We start from the raw sequence: 20,063 nt of genomic DNA, 5'->3' as shown, positions 1-20,063 counted from the left end.
ATCCATGCACTGCATCACATCGCGCTCCTTTTCGAATCGATCCGCATCGCGCTCATACCGATATCGTTGTCACCAGCCATCCGGCCGCCCTGAGTGCATCGAGTGCCACTCGCGGCGTTCGTGCCGATGCATCTTCCTTCTCCCACGCATCACGCACGCACGCATATGCGTCGGATGGTTTCGCGTGCAGTTGTCCAAAGGTCTCCGGACGCTGCCGGACATGGAAGAGCAACGTATCGACCTTGGCCGCCTGCCTGAGCGCAGCGATCTGGTCCGGGCCAAGCCGGTACGGCATGGAATTCGTATCGGCGGCATCGCTACCGCCCGCATCGACAGATTCGACGTCGAGCGCCAGCAACGAACCGGTACGATCGAATACCCACCATGCATCGATTCCGGCAAAGAAGCGTTTGCGTTGCGACAGCGTCAGCACATTCACCCAAGTCGGCAGGCAGCGGGTATCGGCGAGTCGCACAAGGAAAGCCTCTCCGTCGTCGGCACGTGCCTCCATTTGCCCCCGCAGGTGCGAAGCCAATGCATCGGCGCCGATCGCCGCGCCCAACAGGCTCAGCATCGGACGCCCAGCTGTATGGTGCAGCAGATCGGCACACACGGCCGGCCGCATTTCCGCCCCCTCGGGCAACGACATCAGGCAAGGCGAAATCGCCATCAGCCCGTCGCCTTCATAAACACCGTCGTACAGCGCGATGACCGAATGCCCGGAAGACGGCGGGGACAAGCGATCGCGCAACGATGGCAGAAAACTCATGTCGAGCAATACGTACCAGTGCGTCGACGCCGCAGATGCGTCGAGCACCTGCCGCATCTGCGACAGCGCGTCCGGCGGATACGAATCGATCAAGTCCCCGTTATCCATCGATTTGCTCAGATCGACTTGCCGGCGAGTGCACTGCCCGATTGCATCGCGTGCATCAAGCATTCGACGCAAACCTTGTCGGCAAATTGCGGCAATTGCGTATCGAGTTGATCGGGACCAACGAATCCATGCTTCGCAGCGTGCACCGTAAGCGATCCCGGGCAACCGAACACGACGTTGCCGCCCTCGATCGTCAGATGCGCACCGCCACTCACCGCGAGATGTAAAGTCTTGCTGGCGGCCAGTTCGACGTTCGCGTTGACCGACACCATCTTCAATTCCTTCTGCGCATGTAGCGTCATCCGGTCGTGCTGCGCCTGAAGATCGAAGCCCGACGCACCGGAAATCACGCTCAGTCCCGCGCCCGACGCTTCGCGCGCGGCCGCGAGCCAGCCGATCCCCTGGCCGCTGTGCATTCGCACGATCTGGTTCACGGCCATGTTGATGTCCTCCCCACTGCCGACGGTCAACGTCTCGCCAGCGGCCCAGTGCAGCGCCTGACCGGCAAAGATCCCTTGACCGCCCTGTGCCTCCAGCCCGAGTACGGCGTCGCCCGTGTGCGGCAAGGGTTGACCTGAATCGCGTTGTCGAGCATCGCTCGCCGCCTGGTCGAAGCTTGCAGCGCTGACGGTCGTAGAAAATGTGTTCGTGAGGGCGTCGATGGGACCTGAGTGATCGTCGAGCATCGACTGCCCGGTCCGTTGCACGCCCCGCTGAACAGCAAGCGGCATCGTGCGATGCGTTTCCGCCGCTTGATCGAACAGGCGTGCAAGCGTCGCTTGCTGCGCCAGTAGCGATTGCAACGCAGACACGTCGCCCGCCGGCTGATCGGGCATCGTCGCATAACTCGATACGAGCACACCGCGTGCACCGCGCACCGCGCCATATGCGTCCGTCCGCAACTCGACGCCTTGTCCGCGAAAACTGCCGAGATAGTTGTCGGCCTGATGACGAAGATGACCAAGGTTCAATTCGGTCGCTGCATGCGTCGTAGCCATCTGCAAGCGTCCCATCGCATCGCTATCGTCCGCAACGAGCTGATTGCAGCCTTGGCCATCAAATCCCTGCGACTTGAAACCGGACAGCACACCGACATGATTGTGACCGTCGGCTCCGCCACCGGCCCCGTGCCAGCTCGGGCTATAGCCGCCGGCAAGATTGCCCTGCACGCTCGGGGCATGATCCGACGCTTGCCGATAGACGGCGGGATCCAGCGGCGATGCCGGCTCGCCGCCCGGCGTGGGTGCCTCACCGCCTTCGCCGCGGCCATTGAACAGGCCACCCAGCACGATCGGGCGGTGCAAGAGCCCGTGCTGAAACTGTACGAGGACTTCCTGGCCGATTCGCGGTGTCTGCTGCAGCCCATGCCCGTCGCTCGCGAGCCGCTGCATGCCGCGGGTCGGGTAGGTACCGTAGTCGCTATCGAGCTGCCAGTGGAAGCGGATCCGAATCCGCCCCTGGGCGTCGGTATGTACCGGGCTGGAAGCCGCCGGTTCAAGCTCGCCTTGCGGGCCAGCCACCCGCGCAGTCTGAGCTCCCAAAGCAGTCGGCACCGGGTTGAGTCGCTGTCCGCTACCATCCTCGAGCGTTGGTCGCCATGCCTGTCGACGCGGCACGGCTTCAAAACGATTCGCATAGCCGCTGGCGGCGGCGTGCGCCGAAATCCGGGAATCGGAACTTGCGGGCGGCGGCATGCCAAGGCCGCGCTCGACGAGCGCGATCACGTTTTTCGGCAGATTATTCACACCGGCATGTTCGATTGCCACCAGCAGAAACTCATCGGGCACCGATGCATTGTCTCGCCCCAACTGCCAGGCGGGGTTCGCGATTCGGAACGCGTTGCCGGAGCGCGCCGATCGCAACGTGCTGCAGCCCATCCAGAAGCGGGCCCGGGACACGATTGCGTCGGCCTGCCGACGCGCCGTATCTTCAGCGTGCTGCACGCTTTCGAATGCCTCGGGTCCGACGTCGTCGTAGAGTTCCCTCGCACCGCTTGGATTACCGAGGCTCGCAGATGCGGTAGTCGCCTGGTTGCCGCGGTAGTCGCTGCTGATCAACGTAAGCCGATCGGCCATCAGCGACAAGGACTGGCCGATACCGAGAATCTGGTCAGCCGCTACCGTGTCGCCGTCGCTCAAACGCCGCGGAATCCCAGCGAGACGTGCAGACGTCTCGTCCTCGGGAAGTTGCGCGCTGTCGTCGAAAATCACGAGCGTGTGACCTGCCGGCGCGTCGTCGTCCTCGACAAAGCAAAATCCCAATCCTGCGTCCGCGAGGAGTTGCCGGACGAAGCCGAAGTGCGTCTGTGTTCGGTACTGGATCTTGTAATCGAGCAACCCAAGCGCCTCGATACGCTTGTCCGCGTCGACCGTGAAGCGCCAACGCGCAATTTGCTCGTATTCACCGAATATCATTCCAAGAATATCGGCGAGACTCTGCTTCACGAATGTGCGCTGGGTCCGCCCGTGATCCAGCACCGCAAGCCAGGGAGCGAGTTGCAGCGAGTAACGCGCCACCATACCGTCGAAGCCGAGACAGCAGGCTTCAACAACCAGTCCACTACGCACGGCGAGAGATCCATTCGTCAGCGCGCAGCGGAGCGTAACGCGCTGACCTAGCATGTCGTCGAGGTCCAAGGCGGGATCGCGGGACAACCCGTAGACGTCCCATCGATAGTTTTCCGACAGATGCTCTCTCCCGGACCAGGACTCGACTTGTAGCCCGGCTAGCGGCCCTTGACCTTCGAGGGAATAGAGGCGATCGGCGGCACTAAATAAGTCCGCCAGCGAAGACAATTGTGAAGAGACGTCCATGCAATCCCCGCTCTCTCGGGCGCCAAGCCTTGTCTATTTTCGGATTGTGATAATCGAGGATGCGAAAGCCGCGCCCCCGTAGTCTCGGGTCAGCGACCCCTGGATATCCAGCATTGGAATCTGATAATCATTGTCGCAATGTCAATGATGCGGCCCTATTTACTGAATATTATTTCGTAGCTTACCATGAGCCAAGTGCATGCCAAACGTCCTCGTCAGTTTCCATATGCAAAAAATGCGGGTTGAGTAATCCATCGGTTTGCGCCGATTTAAACGAACCGGCTACACGCGGTAAATTTGATGCGATGCCAAGCTTACTTGGTTGCAACAACAGGTAATAATTTCCCAATTTAACGCTCACCCATATAAGGCAAGGAGGATCCATGACACGTCCGTTCATCGTTCTCGGCGACAAACACAGTCATGGCGGCACCGTGACCAGTGCCTCCGCCCTTGCCGATATCGGAGGCAAGGGGATTGCCCGGAGAAACGACAAGGTCACCTGCCCGGTCCACGGCCCGAACTACATCGCGGAAGGAGATGACACCGCCATCATCGACGGAAGCGGTGCCGCGCGCGACGGGTATAAAACCGCATGTGGCGCCACGTTGATTGCCGGCCAGTCGACCACGGGCGGCGAATAAACATGGTCGGCGAACAGCGGAAAGCATTGCCGATCGCACGCATTGCCGTCGGAATCGTTTCAACATTCGGCTTGGTGTGGCTGGTTGTCGCCGCATACTGGAGAGCGACCTTCCACGTCCCGACGGGAACCGATCTTGTCGTGTACGGCATAGTGCTGCCCGTCGCTTTTATCGCGGTGACCGCCTGGCTTCGCGACAGGATACGCGCGCCGCACCGGCCGGACTCCGCAGCCGCCGCTTCCACTGCGCCCCCACAGTTGCCGAACCGGGACATGCACCCTGATTCCTCGATCGCATTGCTGGACAGCAGCGTCCGGTTGCCAGCGGGCGATGATGCGGATATGGTGCTCGACACCGCCCTTGACGGAACGACAGCCGGGCTGCATACCGGCCTGAAGCGCGCCGACGGCTCCGGGGTATTTGCAAGCGCTGTTACTTCGATCTCGGTGCAAAGCTTCGACGACGGTCTGCTGCCTCCAGGGGTCACGGCCGACTGGAGCGATGAACAACGCCGCGCACTGCTGCTCGCCGCGGATGCGATGGACGATCTGTTGCAGAGACATGCAGCCGCCGCGTTATCAGACGATACCCGTGAATGCGGCATACCGGCCTTCAGGCTACACTTGCTGCTTCCTGCTCGATGGCAGGCCATCGCACCGCAACTCGGCGCGTGGCTCGATGCCCATGTCGCCCGCAACCGGTGGCGCCCCGGCGTCGAAGCCGCCCGCGTTGTCCCCGTAGCGAACGCGGTTCAGGCGCTTTCGCTCGTCGATGCGCTGAATCTGGACATCAACCGGCACCCTTCCACCCTACGGCATATCGTCCTTGCTTGCGAATCGCTTCTGGATCACGGCACGGTCCGCATGCTCGACAGCACCGACAGGCTCTACGGACGAAATCATCTCGATGGCTGCATACCGGGTGAGGGCGCCTGCGCGTTGCTGCTCGCTCACCCGACGGAAGCGTATGCGCAGCCTGCGCCTCATCTGTTTCGCGTCTCGGTGGCGGACCGCAACGCGCCCGTCGATCTCCCTGATGCCCAGCAGGACGACATGCTTCATCGGTTGATCGAACAAACCGTCGGCCGGCCCCGCGCCTCAGACCAGGAAGCAAAGTTCGGCCAAATCGTCTCCGACACCGACCAGCGCAGCAGTTGGCGCACGGAACTCATCGGCGCACTTGAAAAGTGGCGCGCAGCTACGCCAGCCGCGGCACCGGATGCCGCACCGCCCATGCTGGGGCTCGCCAACGGGGAAAGCCGCGGGGCGTTGGCGCTCGGCGCGATAGCCGTCGCCGGCGCGCGCCATCTCCGCGAACATCAGCCGGTGCTCGTCATCTCCAATAGCGATTCGATCGCCCGAGGCGCCATGCTCGTCGGATCGGCTCCGACAAACGAAGATCGGAACAACACCGCCCGAATCTGACACGCTGACCACGTCTGCGACAACACTCGTAGTCAGAGCAGGAAATCGGCGCCTCGCCGCCGCGGGAATCTGAGAAGTTCATGCCCTTCTTCGTTCGACAACAGCACCAGTTGCGTAAAGCCGCTCGTGCTGACATACAGGCTCAGGAAATCGTCGAGCATCCGCGCAAATGCGTAGATGCCCGTACTGGCGAAATGCGTTTCGTCGATCGTCAGGTGCAATTCGATGCCTCGGGCGACGCCGGCAAACGATGCGGTAGATAACCATGCCGTCGCCGTCTTCCATTGCAAATCGACCAACCCGTCGATCTGATGAATCGCAGAGGCGACCTTCGTCGGATTGTGGAGAGACAGCAAGTCGCGCACAGGCTCGATCCCGGTCGTCAACGCGATGGGACTGTGCGCCAGTTGAGAAATGAGGCACCACCACGTGCCGCGATCTTGGCTGAAGTTTTGAGGTTTCGTTGGCGAGTGCAACAGCATGATGCGTCGGGCTAGCGTTCCACCCTCCATCATCAGGTCGCCCGTCGCCGCGCCATGCTCGAGATGTTCCGCCAGATTACGATTACTGCATGTCAGCTTGAAATCGAGCCCGGGTGGCGGTCGCATGGGCTCCAGCGCACCATTAACAAAGCCCAGCACAAACTCCAGACCAGGGCGGTCATTCTCCGCCAGAGTATCGCGACTGGCACACCAGTAGGCTGCATGCTGCGCCTCCGGTCTAGCCCTGTGGTTCAACGCGTGAAGCGACTCGAATCGCATGACCGTCGTCCCCTGGGATGTTTCTTGCGTCTGCTCGACAGCGTCAACCGAATATACTTGGTAGCCGCGAATATTCTGCTCATCCACCACGAGTGGATAAGCATCCCTGCTGGATGCGGAATCGAATGAAGTAGAGAGCTTACCCGTCGTGTTGAACAGGTTGACGACCGGCGTGCATCCGAGCAGGAAGTTTTCCGCACCGAGTTGCTCGAGGACCCGAGCGGTGGGTGAATCTGCTTTCAGGTCCTTGAGCAGGATATGCAGCGTAAAGTGCCGGCTACCGGTCCGCCTGATTTGCCGTAAATCGCAGTCGAAGAAGCCGAACTTTTCTGGATAGGCAAAATACTCGGTAAGAAACAGATATGCCGGATTCGCTCCTTCCGGAAACGGAATCAAACTTTCCTCGCGCCGCAGTCCCGCGAGCGTCAGCGGTATCTGGTCGAGCGCTAGCCATTTGCCGCTGTAATCGGGCTCCACGTACGCCCGCAACGCGCGCATCGACAATGCATCTCGCAATGACGCGGTAAGCAACGGATCGCCTTGCGTGTACAGGCGAATCGACTCGAGATTCAACGTTTCAAGCGAAACATGTGCCGACTGCATGGCAAACGACAGGGAGATCCGTGACGTGGTCTGTGGCGGCAAACGAAGCGTCCTGGGAACCTGCGCGACAGCTTCGAAACGCACGTCGGTCAGTTGCAAAGGCGACAGCACAACATCATACGCGGTCCGAAACATGACCTTCGTACCGTTCACCGGCCGGCTGTACAACTGAGTCCCCCGCGGAATGACGACAGCGGACGACATCCGCGACGCGCGACTGGCATCGACGTCGAAGCAGGCAATGGAGCATGACGGAAACGGACGCAGGTAATGCGGATACATCGTCTCGATCAGCCCCTCGGTGAATTCGGGGTAGTTGTCCTCGACGCGCCGAGCGGCACGCGCCGCGATGAAGGCGAATGCCTCGAACATACGTTCGACGGAACGGTCACCACCCTCTGTGGCCGAGGCTCCGGCCAGCAACAGTCGGCTCGCCACCTTCGGATAATCCGCGGCAAACTTACGCGCGCTTTGGCGCAGCAGCGTGAGCTCTCTTTCGTAGAAAGGCAGCAGGTCTTCCATGCGCTATGACCCAAGAATGGAATTCTGATCTCGGCCGGCAGTATCGCATTCGGCCGGAATCGCTTCGTCCGATGAGCCGGAGTTTACTTCACAGCGACACGGAACCTGCGCACCCTACCGCGCTTTCATCGCCACGCGTACCCCTACCTTCCTCCATTGCCCCCCCCACCCGCTCCGCAATCCCCGACACCGTCCGCAACATCGGTTCGAACGCATCGGCCGACGTATTGCCGAAGCCAAGCACGAGCCCGTTGCCGGCCGACGCCGCCTCCATCGAAAAACCCGACAACGGAAACGGCCCGATCCCATGCGCACGCGCCGCCTCGACGATCGCGCGATCGCGGTAACGCGCGGGCATCCGCAACGTCAGATGCAGCCCGCACGGCCCGCCCTCGACCTGGTGCGGCACGCTGAGGTTGCCGTCGAGCGCCGCCAGCAGCAAACGCCGCCGGTCGCGATAAAGCCGGCGCATCCGCCCGAGATGCCGGCCGTACTCGCCGCTCTCGATGAAGTCGGCCAGCGCGAGCTGCACGTGGCGCGTGCCGCCGCGCAGCATCTCCGGCAGCGCCGGGCGCACCGCGGCCAGCAGCGCGTCGGGCAGCACCAGAAACCCGATGCGCAGCGCCGGAAACATCGTCTTGCTGAACGAGCCGAGGTAGACCACCGGCGAATCGGGCGCCAGCCCGTGCAGCGCGCCGATCGGCTCGCCGGTATGACGGAACTCGCTGTCGTAGTCGTCCTCGATGATCCACGCGCGATGCCGGCGCGCGGCGTCGATCAGCGCCAGCCGACGCGAGATCGACAGCACCGCGCCGGTCGGGAACTGGTTCGACGGCGTCGTGTAGACGAGGCGCGGCGTGCGCGCGTGCCAGTCGTCCGCGTCCGCGCGCAGCCCCTCCGCGTCGACCGGCATCGGCACGACGTCGAGATCGGCCGCCTGCATCGCGGTGCGCGCGCCGCGATAACCGGGCTCCTCGACCCACACCGTATCGCCCGGGTTCGTCAACAGTTGCGCGCACAACGCGATTGCACCCTGCGCGCCTTCCGTGATCACGATCTGCTCGGGATCGCAACGCACGCCGCGCGTCACGGCCAGATGCCGCGCGAGCGATTCGCGCAGCGCGGGCTCGCCGAGCGGATCGCCGTACGCGAGCAGGTCGCGGCCCGAGCGGCGCAGCGCACGGTCGATCGCATGCCGCCACGCGTCAATCGGAAAATGCGACAGCGCCGGCACGCCCGGCCGAAACCCTTCCGATTCGCCGGTGCCGACGAGGCTCGGGCGGATCCGCTCGAGCCGCTGCGCGACGGTCGGCGGCGCGGCACGCCGGCGCTGCGGCGCCGGCCGCGACAGCCCGACGACACGCGTGCCGGTGCGATCGGACTGCAGGAAGCCTTCGGCGACCAGTTGCTCGTAGACGGCCGCGGTCGTATTGCGCGACACGCCGAGCGTCTCGGCCAGCGCGCGCGTGCCAGGCAGCCGCGTGCCGGCCGGCATCGCGCCGCCGAGAATCGCGTCGCGCACGCGGCGCAGCAGCTGCCGCTGCAGCGAAGGCGCGCCCGGGGCGCGCGCGAGTGGCGCATCGAGCGGCAGCGGCCGCGCATCGCCGGAAGGAACGGTGGTCGTCATCGAAGCGTCGGGATCTCAGCGTGTCGGGTACGTCGTATGCTCGTGGCACCATAAATTTGCCGATCTCTGGCACTTCTCATGGTACCTCGACCGGACTACGATCGTCTGCATGCCGGCATGTCGCCGGCCGCCAACCGACGCGAGATCGACCTTGTCCACGCTCACCAACGACTACCGACAGCCCATCGGCCACCCCGTTTCCAACTGGTCCGCGCGCCCGCGCCCGGAACGCATCGTGCTCGAGGGCCGCTACTGCCGCCTCGAACCGCTCGACGCCGAGCGCCATGCGTCCGACCTGTACGCCGCGTACGCGCAGGCGCCCAACGGCAGCGACTGGACCTATCTCGCGCACGGCCCGTATGCCGACGAAGCCGGCTACCGCGACTACGCGCGCAGCGCACAGGCGAGCGCCGATCCGCTGCATTACACGGTGATCGACCGCTCGACGAACCGCGCGGTCGGCACGCTGGCGCTGATGCGCATCGATCCGGCCAACGGCGTGATCGAGGTCGGCTCGGTCACGTTCTCGCCGCTGCTCAAGCGCACGCCCGTGTCGACCGAAGCGCAGTACCTGCTGATGAAGTACGCGTTCGACACGCTCGGCTACCGCCGCTACGAATGGAAGTGCGACGACCTCAACGAGCCGTCGCGCCAGGCGGCGGTCCGGCTCGGCTTCCGCTACGAGGGCACGTTCCGGCAGGCGATCGTCTACAAGGGCCGCAATCGCGATACCGCGTGGTATTCGATCGTCGACGGCGAATGGCCGGCCGTCGCGGCCGCGTTCGAAGCCTGGCTGTCGCCTAAGAACTTCGACGCGCAGGGCGTGCAGCGCCAGTCGCTCGCGGCGATCCGGCACGCGCAGGCGAACGCGCGCGATGCGGCCGGCCGCGCGAACGACGCGACGCGCGTCACGGTCCGGCCGCTGGTCGCCGCCGACGAAACCGCGTGGCGCCCGCTGTGGCAGGGTTATCAAAAGTTCTACAACACTGCGCTGAGCGACGCGGTGTTCGCGACGACGTGGGCGCGCCTGATGGATCCGGACGAGCCGATGTTCGTGCTCGGCGCGTTCGACGCATCGGGAGCGATGATCGGGATCGTGCATGCGATCTACCACCGCTCGTGCTGGACCGAAGGGCCGTACTGCTATCTGCAGGACCTGTTCACGTCCGCCGACGCGCGCGGGCAAGGCGCCGGCGGCGCGCTGATCGAAGCCGTGTACGAACGGGCGCGCGAGGCCGGTGCAAGCCGCGTGTACTGGCTCACGCACGAGACCAACACAACCGCCCGCGCGCTGTACGACCGGCTCGCGAACAACGCGGGGTTCATCCAGTACCGGAAGGATCTCAAGTAACGCGCGTACCGGAACCCCGGCGTTCAGCCGAGGACGTCGGCCGGATCGCCCGCCTCGGCGGCGTCCGGTTCGGCGTTCCGCGCGGCCGGCGTCGCGCCCGGCACCGCCGCCGGGCAGATCATCTCGTCGCCGTTGACGGGCACCGGCCGCCGCACCGGCCGGTACACCGGTTCGCCCGGCTCGATCGGCCGCCCCGAGATCGCGCAGTGTCCCGGCTGCAATGCGACACGCAGGCGCCAGCGCTGCTCGCCGTAATGACAACGGCCGCTTTCGCTCCAGCGCACCAGCAAACCGTCGTCGCCGGCCTCCAGGATCGTGACGAACAGTTGCGGACGCAACGGCGAGACGGCCGGCGCGACGTGCTCCGAAAGCAGCATGCGGTCGACGTCCGCCGTCGCGCGCGCCATTCCGGACGTGCCGGTCGACGGCCTCGCATCCGGTTCGTCGCAGGCCAGCAGGTGATACGACACGTACTCGCTGATCAGTCTTTCCATAAGATTCGGCATGCTTGACGAATTTCCGTGAAGGTTGAATCGGGCCGGCACTGCGCTCAACGCCGGCCCGTCGGTTCGCGCAGCAGCGCCAGCCCGATCGCCGCGCCGACGGCAGCGGCCGCGATCATCAGCCCGATTCCGCCCGGCCAGCCGAACGCGCCGACGATCGCGCCGATCGCCAGCGGCCCGATCACCTGTCCGAGATAGTTGCCCTGCACGACCCAGCCGATGCTGAGCGGCGCAAGCGACGGCGAAGGCGCGGAGCCCGGCGCGCAGGCGAGGATCGTCGCCGGCAGCATCCCCGCGATCGCGGAGAACGCGAAGCCCAGCGCGACCGCGATCGGCGCGGGCGTCGCCGCGCTGAAAAACCCGATGCCGGCCGCGCCGATCGCGACCGACGTCGCGGCCATCACGATCCCGGGCCGCGCGCCACGCGACAGCAGCCAGCCGGCGCTCAGGTTGCCGATCACGCAGGCGGCGACGATCGCCGCGCCGATCAGCCCCGCCGTGCCGACCGCGACGCCGAGGCGCTGCATCAGGAACACCGGCAGGAACGTCATCACCGCGAAAAACTGCACGTTGTAGGTCGCGAAGCCGAGTGCGAGAAGCGTCGTCGAGCGCTTCGCCAGTACGTCGCGCAGCGCGGCACCGATGTGCGGCGCGCCCGCGTCCGACGAAGACGGCGTGTCGGCGGATGTCGTGACGGGCACCGCCGCCGCGGCGACGAGCGTCAGCACCGCGGCCGCGAGCCAGCCGTTGCGCCAGTCGCCGAGCAGCGGCCCGACGAGCATCGACAGCGCGATGCCGGCAGGCATGAACGTGCTCCACAGGCCGAACACGAGATTGCGCCGTTCGGGCGGCGTCACGCGATTGAGCACGGCCGGCGCGGCGACGACGACGATCACGAAGCCGAGCCCTTCGGCAAAGCGCGTGCCGAGCAGCAGCGCGAAGCTGTTCGTCCATGCGCCGGCGAGGCTGGCCGCGCCGAGCATCGCGAGGCCCGCGATCAGCAGCAATCGATCGCCCCAGCGCCGCACCAGCAGGCCGGCGGCGATCCCGCCGATCACGCCGACGAACGGGAACACCGACATGATCGCGCTCAGCGACGCGAGCGAGCCGCCGAATTCTTGTCGAAGCGACGGCAGCGCGATCGTCGCCTTGCCGACGTGAAACGCCGACACGATGCTGGCCAGCACGACGTTCGCGACGGCGGCGCGGTAACTGCGAGAAGCGGTCGCGGCGGCGGGCGCGGCGACAGGCGATTCGGTCATCTCCCACCTCCGTTGAGGCGCCGAGTGGACGGGACGTTTGGCGCGGACACGATCGGACTGGCGCACATGATACAAATTGAAGTTAACTTCAAGTAAAGGGGTAACCTGCGCAACGATCCGTTTCACGGGTCGCGATAATGCGTCATCGCCGGCGTCAGGACACGCGTCCAATCCCGCTCGCCGAAGCTCGGGCAAACTACGGCGGACGATTCGGCCTGCCCGACTGCGCCGACCAAAAACAATATCCATTGACCGTTTCCGAGGTGGTTCAAAACCATGGCCCGAAAATCCGGCAGCAAATACCTCAAATACGTGGCGATTTTTGTGCTGTGTTTCGTCGCCGCGTGCTACATGGTTCCCGAGTATCCGGACTATCCGCAGTCGGACCGCTCGATGGTCGACGAAATGAAACTGGACGGCACCGGAGACAAACTGCTCGTCCGCACGAAACAATACGACTACGACTTCGCGCTCGGCGACCGCACGCTGAGCGCGGCCCTGGCCCCGCTGCGGCACTCGAGCCCTGCGCAGCCCTCCGATACGCCGTGGTACGCACACGGAGAACTGTCCGACCTGCAGATCCAGCCCGACGGCAGCTTCAGTTCGCGGCTGACGGTCAGCTTCATCGGCTACGACCCGGACTATCGCCCGACCGACATCGGCCTGCCGGACGACGAAATTGCGCGGCTGGAGAAATACGGCTTTACGCGAACCCGGACCAACTTCGGCGATGCGTTCGGCGCCACGTGGTCCGCCGACGTCGTCGGCCACCGGCACGCTCGCGGCAGCCTGGGCACCTACGCCGGCGCGGATCTCCTGACCTGCTGCGGCACTGAGGTGAACGAGATTCTCGACACGCAGGAAAAGATCGCGCACAACCGTCGGCTCAACGCGATGCTGCGGCCGGTAACCGTGGTGACCGATGCGGTCAGGCATGTGATCGCGGGCGCCGCCCTCGTCGTCGTCCTGTTGTTCGGCGGTGATCTGGGGCTGCCGCGCGGTTGACGAACGGGATGGTCGCCTCGGGCGTTCGCGGCCCTCGTTCGTCTCGCGATTCATCTCATTGCGCTGAGACGAATGTCCCACCGTCTCACCGGGCACGAGACTTCGCATCCGCAGCAAATTTCAGCCGCGTGTGTCGCAGCCTCGCCTGCTGCCGATGCGAGGGACATGCTGCATCGCACCGCTTCGCCATCCTCCGGGAGCGTGGCATCGCCCCGAATCACGCTGGCCCCGTTCCTGCTTGTCCGTCGATCGCGCAATCGCGCGACGGACGGGAGCACCACACCGCTTCCCGCCCGACGACAACCTGACGGAGACAGCAACGTGAGTACACCGGCACCGATCACCGCCCCCAGCATGAAGGCCGCCGTCTGGCGCGGCCGCCGCGACATCCGCGTCGAAGAGGTTCCCGTTCCCGAGCGCCCGCCGGCCGGCTGGGTCCAGATTCGCGTGCACTGGTGTGGCATCTGCGGGTCGGACCTGCACGAATACGTCGCCGGGCCCGTGTTCATCCCGGTCGACGCGCCGCACCCGCTGACGGGCCTGAAAGGCCAGTGCATCCTCGGCCACGAATTCAGCGGCGAGATCGCGGCGCTCGGCGCGGGCGTGACCGGCTTCGCGGTCGGCGATCGCGTGACGGCCGACGCGTGCCAGCATTGCGGCAAGTGCTGGTATTGCACGCACGGCCTCTACAACATCTGCGAGAACCTCGCGTTCACCGGGCTGATGAACAACGGCGCGTTCGCCGAATACGTGAACGTGCCGGCCGAACTGCTGTACCGGCTGCCCGACAACTTCCCGACCGAGGCCGGCGCGCTGATCGAGCCGCTCGCGGTCGGGCTGCATGCAGTGAAAAAGGCCGGCAGCATCGTCGGGCAGACGGTCGTCGTGGTCGGCGCGGGCACCATCGGCCTGTGCACGATCATGTGCGCGAAGGCCGCGGGCTCCGGGCGCGTGATCGCGCTGGAGATGTCGGCGGCGCGCAAGGCGAAGGCGCTGGAGGTCGGCGCGAGCGTCGTCATCGACCCGAAGACGTCGGACGCGATCGCGGAAGTCAAGGCGCTGACGGGCGGCTATGGTGCGGACGTGTCGTTCGAATGCATCGGGCACACGGCCACCGCGAAGCTCGCGATCGACGTGATCCGCAAGGCGGGCAAGTCGGTGATGGTCGGCATCTTCGAAGAGCCGACCTCGTTCAACTTCTTCGACATCGTGTCGACCGAGAAGGAGGTGATCGGCTCGCTCGCGTACAACGGCGAATTCGCGGACGTGATCCGCTTCATCGCGGACGGCCGCATCGACGTGCAGCCGCTGATCACCGGGCGGATCGCGCTTGGCGATATCGTCGCGCGCGGCTTCGAGGAACTGGTCAATCACAAGGACCGGAACGTGAAGATCATCGTGCAGCCGGGGAGCTGACGGTATCCGCGACACATGGCGCGGCGCCGGACAGCGGCCCCGCTACGGCGGCCACCATGCGGACAGCGGCGCATCGAGATGAACGAAATGGCCGCCCGGCACGACGCTGAAACGGGCGGCCGGACACAGCGCCGCCCACCGTCGGCATTCGATATCGACGTCGAGCATCGGATCGGCGGCACCGAGCACCACGTGCACACGCGCGGCAAACGCCGCGCCGTGTTGCGGCGACGGCAGCGGCAACGGCCGTGACCACGCATCGCCGACGACCGCGTCGAATACGTCACGGTCGAACATGCCGCGGCACGGCGCCCGCGCGCGGTGCCGCCATGGCGCCGGGACCATCGCCACCGATCGCGCCCGCACGATCGCATCGACCAGCAAGCTGAACCGCGCAAAATCCGGGCGTTCGCGAAACGCCGCCAGCGCCGCCGTCACGAACCCGGCAGCGTTCCCGCCCGCATCGAGCGACATCGCGAGCCGCACGAACGCCGCGCCGACATCGGCGACCGGCGCCAGCAGCACGACCCTGCCAAGCGCACCCGGCATCCGCGCGGCCAGTCCGAGCGCGAGCGTTGCACCGAACGCATGGGCCACCACGTCGACCGGCCCGCCTCCGCGCTGCGCGAGCAGCCGCAGTTCGGCCTCGGCCGCGCCGACGAGCGCGCCGAACGGGCTCGGGTACAGAACGACCGAGCGCGGCTGATCCCACCAATGAATCGGCAGCGAGCGGCCGAAGTGCGCGCGCTCGAACGCGGCGCAGCCGCCGGGGCCACCGTGCAGGAACAGCGTGGGCGCGTCGCCGTGCATGAGTTTCCCCGTTCGCGGCTGCGACATGAGAAGTCGAGGGTTCGTTCGCCTATGGCAACGCATGCGCGTTCCATCGCTAAACGGACCCTAGCGCACACGCCGCTGCGCGCCTTTAGTCAATTTGAATCATGGAAACGCCGGCGCCCGACACCTAGCCTACGACGTACGCGATCGCGTCGCGTGCACCGGCCGGTCGGCCTCGCCCGACCCACTCATCCAGGGAGAATCCATCATGAAGCGCTCCTCTACCCAGCTTCGCATGGCATTGACGGCCATCGCGGGTGCGGCGGCCGTCTGCGCGTGCGGCGGCGGCAGCGACAGTTCGCCCTCCTCGCCGCCGGCCGCGTCGGTGCAGGGCACCGTCGCGAGCGGCGCCGCGATCGCCAATGCCGCCCTCACCGCGACCGACGTCAACGGCAAGACGGCGACCGCGACGGCCGGCGCGGACGGCACGTATACGCTGAACGTCGGGCAACTGAGCGCGCCGGTCGTAGTCGTGGCCACCGACCCGCAGGGGCGCGCCGATCCGCTCGTGTCGGTGATCGCGACGCTGCCGGCGGCCGGCGCTTCGTCGACGGTCAACGTCACCACGCTGACGACCGCGATCGGCGACCTGCTGACCGCGAGCGGCAACGCGCTGGACCTGACGGCGCCGGCCACGCTCGGCGCGAACGTCCAGCCCGCGGCCGTGCAGAAGGCGTCGGGCACGCTCAACAGCGCGCTCGCCGACATCCTGCAGCAGAACGGCCTGTCGGCGTCGAGCTTCGACGCGATCGCGACGCCGTTTACGGCGAATCAGACCGGCGCGGATGCCGTGATCGATTCGGTGCAGTTGCTGAGCAACGGCAGCGGCACGACGCTCGTGTCGAACGGCTCGCCGACGCAGGGCCTCGCCCTCAACAACCAGACGACCGCGCCGTCCACCCCGCTTGCCGCGCCCCCTGTCGCGGCGAACACGCTCGGTTTCATGCAGGGCCTGCTGCAAGCGTGCCTGTCCGCGCAGGTCGCGCAGCGCAGCACGAACGCGTCGTGCGCGGCCGCATTCGACTCGCACTACATGGACAACGGCTACACGAACATCAACGACTACGTGGCGGCGTTCCAGCTCGCGACGTCGGTCGGCGCGAGCGTCGGCCAGCCCGTGACGCTGCAATACTTCAAGGACGCGAGCAATACGCAGTCGGCGCTCGTGCGGATTCCGTACACGCTCACCGACGGCACGCAGGGCACCTTCGTCACGACGGCTCATCAGCTTGCCGCGCCCATCACGCTGCCGGACGGCAGCACCGCGTCCTGGAATCTCGTCGGCAACCAGCTCAAGTACGACGCGCGCACCGAATCGCGCGTGACGCTGCGGACCTTCCTCGATTCGTTCGCGGACAGCAGCGGCAATCCGGACGTCAGCCATTACGATGCCGGCATGTCGTTCGTCTTCAATCCCCAGGGGCCGAACGCATCGAACGTCAACGCCGTCCAGGTGACCGGGCCGGGCCTGCCGACCGGCGGCCTGTTCCTGTTCCGCTCGAGCGCCTGCGGCACCGCGAACTATCTGGCGATTCCCGGCACGAAGCCCGCGACCTTGCCGCCGACCAGCAGCTTCACCGTCGCGAGCGATACGAACGAATACCGGTGGTCGTGGCAGACCGTGGCCGGCGCCGCAACCACCTTCACGCCGCCGTCGAAGTATTTCTGGGATACATCGCAGCTCGATCCGTCGAGCGTGCCGTTCTATCCGCAATACACCTACGAACTGTTCGACTCCAGCGGCAATCCGCTCGACTCGTTCACGGTCACGAGCGCCACGCCGGTGGTCAGCGCGAACCTCGGCGCGACCACGCCGTGGGCCGCGGTCGGCCAGGATGTCGTCGCGAACTTCCTGACGCCCGGCGGCTCGGCGGCCGCTGCGGTGGCGACGGCCAGCGTCGACTGGACGCCGAACGCCGATGCGCCGCCGCTGATCGGCGTCGCGGTACTGACGCTCGGCAACTCGACGGCGGGCGTCGACGGCTTCACGTCGGTCCCGGGCGGGGCGACCTCGGCAACCGTGACGGCCGGCGTCGACTCGACCGGCGCGCAGACTTGCGCCGGCTCGCAGTTCCTGCCGCTCGTCGACGGCAATTACCGGATCGTGCAACTGCGCGCAAAGAACTCGAACGGCGTGCGCTTCTTCCAGAACGTGACCTATCGCGACGGCGCATCGGCGCCCAACGCGTCCTGACACGTCAACGATCCATCGGGGATGGCCGGGCGGTGCAATGCCGCCCGGTCGGCGATCGGCGTTTTGCCGGCCGTTGCCCATCGCTCGCGCGCTCGCCGCGCAGGCCGCGGTCGGACGCGCAATCAGGGACAAACCGCACTCGATAGCCCGACGCGATCGCATGAAGATGGCCGGGAACGCCTCGACGTCGCGCCGCCGTGTGTCGAATCTGCAACGTTTTTCGCCCGAAATCGTTTGTTCCGCGCGCGCCGCGCCGCGCCGACAAGGGTTCGCACGCGAATTGCTCATGTCTCGGCGTCTTCTGCCGAACCTGTCGGCGGCACGCGCCGCCGGCCGGGTACCGAACGCCCATGTCCACGACCGCCGCCTTTCGAACCGCGATGGACGCGATCCGCACTGTGGCGGATCCCGATCCGCCGTGGGCAGCGCTGCTCGATGCGGCCCGAAACCTGGTGGGCGCCGACGCGGCCGGCCTGATGATCTTCAGCACCGGATACGAACTGACGGTGCTTCGCCAGCAAGGGCTTGACGACAGCGCGGAGCAGGACTATCGCAACCACTTCGCGCACGACGATCCGATCGTGCGGGCCGCGCAGCATTCGGCGAAATGCGCATGGCTGAACAGCGACCAGCTGCGCGTCGCGCCGGACGTGAGTCGTCATCCGTTCTACAACGAATATCTGCCGGCCCATCGCATCGGCCAGGTGCTCGCGTGCGAACTGGCCGTCAACCGCGAAATACGCGCCGGCATCACCTTTCTGCGCGCGACGTCGCCGGCGACGCCGCGCGACGACGACGCGAACTCGCCGGTCGGCCGTTTCGTGCGGGCGCTGTCGCAAGCGATCGACAACCGCGCGCGCGCGTTGCAGGCGCGCATGGACGCGCTCGACACCGGCCTGGCCGCCGTCGGCGACGCGATGCTGCTGATCACGCCGACCGCGTCGATCCTGATGCGGACCGCCAACGCGACCGAATGGCTGGTCGAAGGCCGGCTGCTGGACTCGACCGAGCGGACGCTGACCCATCCGCATCCGGCGCTCGCCGCCGGCCTGCGGCGCGCGATCGCGCGAGCGGATTCGAGCCGGCAGGCCGTGACGTTTTCGGTCCCGACGTCGTGGGGAGAAGGCCTGCGGCTCGATATCGCACCGGCCCCGCCCGCGTTCACGTTCGCAAACGAATCGACGCTGATCGTACGAATGCGCAAGAACAGCGCGTTCGCGGTGCCCGGGCTCGACGAACTGGCCGCCTTCTTCTCGCTGACACCGGCCGAGGCACGCGTGCTCGCCGCGCTCGTCAGCGGCCATTCGCCGGCGGAATATGCCACCGCGACGGGCGTTGCGACCGCAACGGTGCGCAACCAGATCAGTTCGCTGATGAGAAAGATGTCGTGCAGCCGTCAATCCGAGCTCGTCCGGCTCGGCACGCTGCTGTTCTGAATGCCGGCTGCCGCCGCGACGCCATCGACCGATTCTTCGATATACTGGACCGTATCGCTTCCCGCGCCGGCAGTCCGTCTGGCGCGCGCATGCCTTCAACTGCATAGAGTCGCCCGTGAAACCACGCGCCGGCCTGATTCTGGAACTCGTCGTCAACCTGCTGCTCCCCTGGGCCGCATACCGGGTCGCGCAGCCGTATTTCGGCGAAACCGGTGCGCTGTACGCGTCGGCAATCCCCCCCATCGTCTGGTCGATCGTCGAATTCATTCGCACGCGCCGCATCGATGCGGTCGCAATCATCGTGCTGTTCGGCATCGCGCTGTCGATCGTCGGCATGGCGCTCGGCGGCAGCCCGCGCACGCTGCTGATGCGCGAGTCGCTCGCGTCCGGCACGATCGGCGTGCTGTTCCTGCTGTCGCTGTTCCGCGAGCGTCCGCTGATCTTCTATCTGGCGCGCGCGACCGTGGCCCGCGAGATGGCCGGCGGCGCTGCCCGCTTCGAAGCCGTCTGGGACCAGCAGCCGGGGCTGCGGCAGATGCTCCGGCTGATGACGTTCGTCTGGGGCGCCTGCATGACGCTGGAGATGCTGCTGCGCTGCTGGATGGTGATGACCTGGCCGGTCGAGCGCGTGCTGGTCGTGTCGCCGATCATCGGCTACTCGGTGTTCGGCTGCCTGCTCGCCTGGACGTTCTGGTATCGGCGGCGCATGCGCACACGCAACAGCGTCGACATCCCGAGCCGCGAAGGCGTCACCGAGGTCGCCGGCCGCTGACGGCCGACCGTTCGCGGTC

Annotated in this window: 15 protein-coding genes; 8 read left to right on the top strand and 7 right to left on the bottom strand. The window is 66.0% G+C overall.

Going from position 1 to position 20,063, the window contains the following annotated elements:
* Positions 1-52: 52 nt before the first annotated feature.
* Both BST28156_RS09575 and BST28156_RS09570 read right to left on the bottom strand, forming a co-directional pair.
* Positions 53-877 (bottom strand): DUF4123 domain-containing protein, encoded by an 825-nt coding sequence (locus BST28156_RS09575; RefSeq protein ID WP_254596365.1) that lies wholly within the window; start codon positions 875-877, stop codon positions 53-55.
* An 8-nt stretch (positions 878-885) separates the two neighbouring features.
* The gene (locus tag BST28156_RS09570; protein WP_174902064.1) at positions 886-3,690 is read right to left on the bottom strand and encodes a type VI secretion system Vgr family protein; all 2,805 of its coding nucleotides are present in this window, start codon (positions 3,688-3,690) and stop codon (positions 886-888) included.
* Positions 3,691-4,073: 383 nt separating this feature from the next.
* On the opposite strand from BST28156_RS09570, the gene BST28156_RS09565 reads away from it, so the two are divergent.
* Both BST28156_RS09565 and BST28156_RS09560 read left to right on the top strand, forming a co-directional pair.
* Entirely contained in the window at positions 4,074-4,334 is a 261-nt protein-coding gene (locus tag BST28156_RS09565) for a PAAR domain-containing protein (RefSeq protein ID WP_174902063.1), read from the top strand.
* A gap of 2 nt (positions 4,335-4,336) precedes the next feature.
* Positions 4,337-5,758 carry a hypothetical protein gene (locus BST28156_RS09560; RefSeq protein WP_174902062.1) on the top strand — a complete coding sequence of 474 codons (1,422 nt, stop codon included), beginning with the start codon at positions 4,337-4,339 and terminating at the stop codon, positions 5,756-5,758.
* Positions 5,759-5,790: 32 nt separating this feature from the next.
* On the opposite strand, the gene tssF is transcribed toward BST28156_RS09560, so the two are convergent.
* Both tssF and pdxR read right to left on the bottom strand, forming a co-directional pair.
* Positions 5,791-7,644 (bottom strand): type VI secretion system baseplate subunit TssF, encoded by a 1,854-nt coding sequence (gene tssF / locus BST28156_RS09555; protein ID WP_174902061.1) that lies wholly within the window; start codon positions 7,642-7,644, stop codon positions 5,791-5,793.
* Between the two features lie 88 nt (positions 7,645-7,732).
* Positions 7,733-9,271: a MocR-like pyridoxine biosynthesis transcription factor PdxR gene (gene pdxR / locus BST28156_RS09550; protein WP_254596364.1), complete on the bottom strand. Its 1,539-nt coding sequence runs from the start codon at positions 9,269-9,271 to the stop codon at positions 7,733-7,735.
* Between the two features lie 151 nt (positions 9,272-9,422).
* On the opposite strand from pdxR, the gene BST28156_RS09545 reads away from it, so the two are divergent.
* The gene (locus tag BST28156_RS09545; RefSeq protein ID WP_174902060.1) at positions 9,423-10,622 is read left to right on the top strand and encodes a GNAT family N-acetyltransferase; all 1,200 of its coding nucleotides are present in this window, start codon (positions 9,423-9,425) and stop codon (positions 10,620-10,622) included.
* A 23-nt stretch (positions 10,623-10,645) separates the two neighbouring features.
* Here BST28156_RS09545 and BST28156_RS09540 read toward each other — a convergent pair whose 3' ends face one another.
* The gene (locus BST28156_RS09540; protein WP_174902059.1) at positions 10,646-11,128 is read right to left on the bottom strand and encodes a DUF3331 domain-containing protein; all 483 of its coding nucleotides are present in this window, start codon (positions 11,126-11,128) and stop codon (positions 10,646-10,648) included.
* Positions 11,129-11,172: 44 nt separating this feature from the next.
* The gene (locus tag BST28156_RS09535) at positions 11,173-12,387 is read right to left on the bottom strand and encodes an MFS transporter (RefSeq protein ID WP_174902058.1); all 1,215 of its coding nucleotides are present in this window, start codon (positions 12,385-12,387) and stop codon (positions 11,173-11,175) included.
* A gap of 276 nt (positions 12,388-12,663) precedes the next feature.
* Here BST28156_RS09535 and BST28156_RS09530 point away from each other — a divergent pair, with 276 nt between their 5' ends.
* Together BST28156_RS09530 and BST28156_RS09525 are read left to right on the top strand one after the other, a co-directional pair.
* On the top strand, positions 12,664-13,392 hold the full coding sequence (locus BST28156_RS09530; RefSeq protein ID WP_174902057.1) for a hypothetical protein: 729 nt from the start codon (positions 12,664-12,666) through the stop codon (positions 13,390-13,392).
* Between the two features lie 354 nt (positions 13,393-13,746).
* Positions 13,747-14,808, top strand: coding sequence for a 2,3-butanediol dehydrogenase (locus BST28156_RS09525; RefSeq protein WP_174902073.1), 1,062 nt, complete (start codon positions 13,747-13,749; stop codon positions 14,806-14,808).
* Positions 14,809-14,850: 42 nt separating this feature from the next.
* Here the strand turns inward: BST28156_RS09525 and BST28156_RS09520 are convergent, their stop codons facing one another.
* On the bottom strand, positions 14,851-15,618 hold the full coding sequence (locus BST28156_RS09520) for an alpha/beta fold hydrolase (RefSeq protein ID WP_174902056.1): 768 nt from the start codon (positions 15,616-15,618) through the stop codon (positions 14,851-14,853).
* A gap of 232 nt (positions 15,619-15,850) precedes the next feature.
* Here BST28156_RS09520 and BST28156_RS09515 point away from each other — a divergent pair, with 232 nt between their 5' ends.
* The 3 genes from BST28156_RS09515 to BST28156_RS09505 all read left to right on the top strand — a co-directional run bounded on the left by BST28156_RS09515 (position 15,851) and on the right by BST28156_RS09505 (position 20,044).
* Positions 15,851-17,836, top strand: coding sequence for a hypothetical protein (locus BST28156_RS09515; protein WP_174902055.1), 1,986 nt, complete (start codon positions 15,851-15,853; stop codon positions 17,834-17,836).
* Positions 17,837-18,186: 350 nt separating this feature from the next.
* Positions 18,187-19,272: a helix-turn-helix transcriptional regulator gene (locus BST28156_RS09510; RefSeq protein WP_081076999.1), complete on the top strand. Its 1,086-nt coding sequence runs from the start codon at positions 18,187-18,189 to the stop codon at positions 19,270-19,272.
* 115 nt (positions 19,273-19,387) lie between these two features.
* Positions 19,388-20,044, top strand: a complete 657-nt coding sequence (locus tag BST28156_RS09505; RefSeq protein WP_009693382.1) for a VC0807 family protein — start codon at positions 19,388-19,390, stop codon at positions 20,042-20,044.
* Positions 20,045-20,063 lie beyond the last annotated feature (19 nt).

It is taken from the genome of Burkholderia pseudomultivorans (genome assembly GCF_902499075.1).
GTDB lineage: Bacteria > Pseudomonadota > Gammaproteobacteria > Burkholderiales > Burkholderiaceae > Burkholderia > Burkholderia pseudomultivorans.
Note: the sequence above shows the minus strand (reverse complement) of the source record. Positions and strands in the feature narration are given on the sequence as shown.

Bases quoted from the DNA above. Each gene is read 5' to 3' on its own strand.
- BST28156_RS09520 (WP_174902056.1), bottom strand. From the start codon at position 15,618: ATGCACGGCGACGCGCCCACGCTGTTCCTGCACGGTGGCCCCGGCGGC.
- BST28156_RS09535 (WP_174902058.1), bottom strand. From the start codon at position 12,387: ATGACCGAATCGCCTGTCGCCGCGCCCGCCGCCGCGACCGCTTCTCGC.
- BST28156_RS09530 (WP_174902057.1), top strand. From the start codon at position 12,664: ATGGCCCGAAAATCCGGCAGCAAATACCTCAAATACGTGGCGATTTTT.
- BST28156_RS09515 (WP_174902055.1), top strand. From the start codon at position 15,851: ATGAAGCGCTCCTCTACCCAGCTTCGCATGGCATTGACGGCCATCGCG.
- BST28156_RS09525 (WP_174902073.1), top strand. From the start codon at position 13,747: ATGAAGGCCGCCGTCTGGCGCGGCCGCCGCGACATCCGCGTCGAAGAG.
- BST28156_RS09570 (WP_174902064.1), bottom strand. From the start codon at position 3,690: ATGGACGTCTCTTCACAATTGTCTTCGCTGGCGGACTTATTTAGTGCC.
- BST28156_RS09565 (WP_174902063.1), top strand. From the start codon at position 4,074: ATGACACGTCCGTTCATCGTTCTCGGCGACAAACACAGTCATGGCGGC.
- BST28156_RS09575 (WP_254596365.1), bottom strand. From the start codon at position 877: ATGGATAACGGGGACTTGATCGATTCGTATCCGCCGGACGCGCTGTCG.
- pdxR (WP_254596364.1), bottom strand. From the start codon at position 9,271: ATGACGACCACCGTTCCTTCCGGCGATGCGCGGCCGCTGCCGCTCGAT.
- BST28156_RS09540 (WP_174902059.1), bottom strand. From the start codon at position 11,128: ATGCCGAATCTTATGGAAAGACTGATCAGCGAGTACGTGTCGTATCAC.
- tssF (WP_174902061.1), bottom strand. From the start codon at position 7,644: ATGGAAGACCTGCTGCCTTTCTACGAAAGAGAGCTCACGCTGCTGCGC.
- BST28156_RS09560 (WP_174902062.1), top strand. From the start codon at position 4,337: ATGGTCGGCGAACAGCGGAAAGCATTGCCGATCGCACGCATTGCCGTC.
- BST28156_RS09510 (WP_081076999.1), top strand. From the start codon at position 18,187: ATGTCCACGACCGCCGCCTTTCGAACCGCGATGGACGCGATCCGCACT.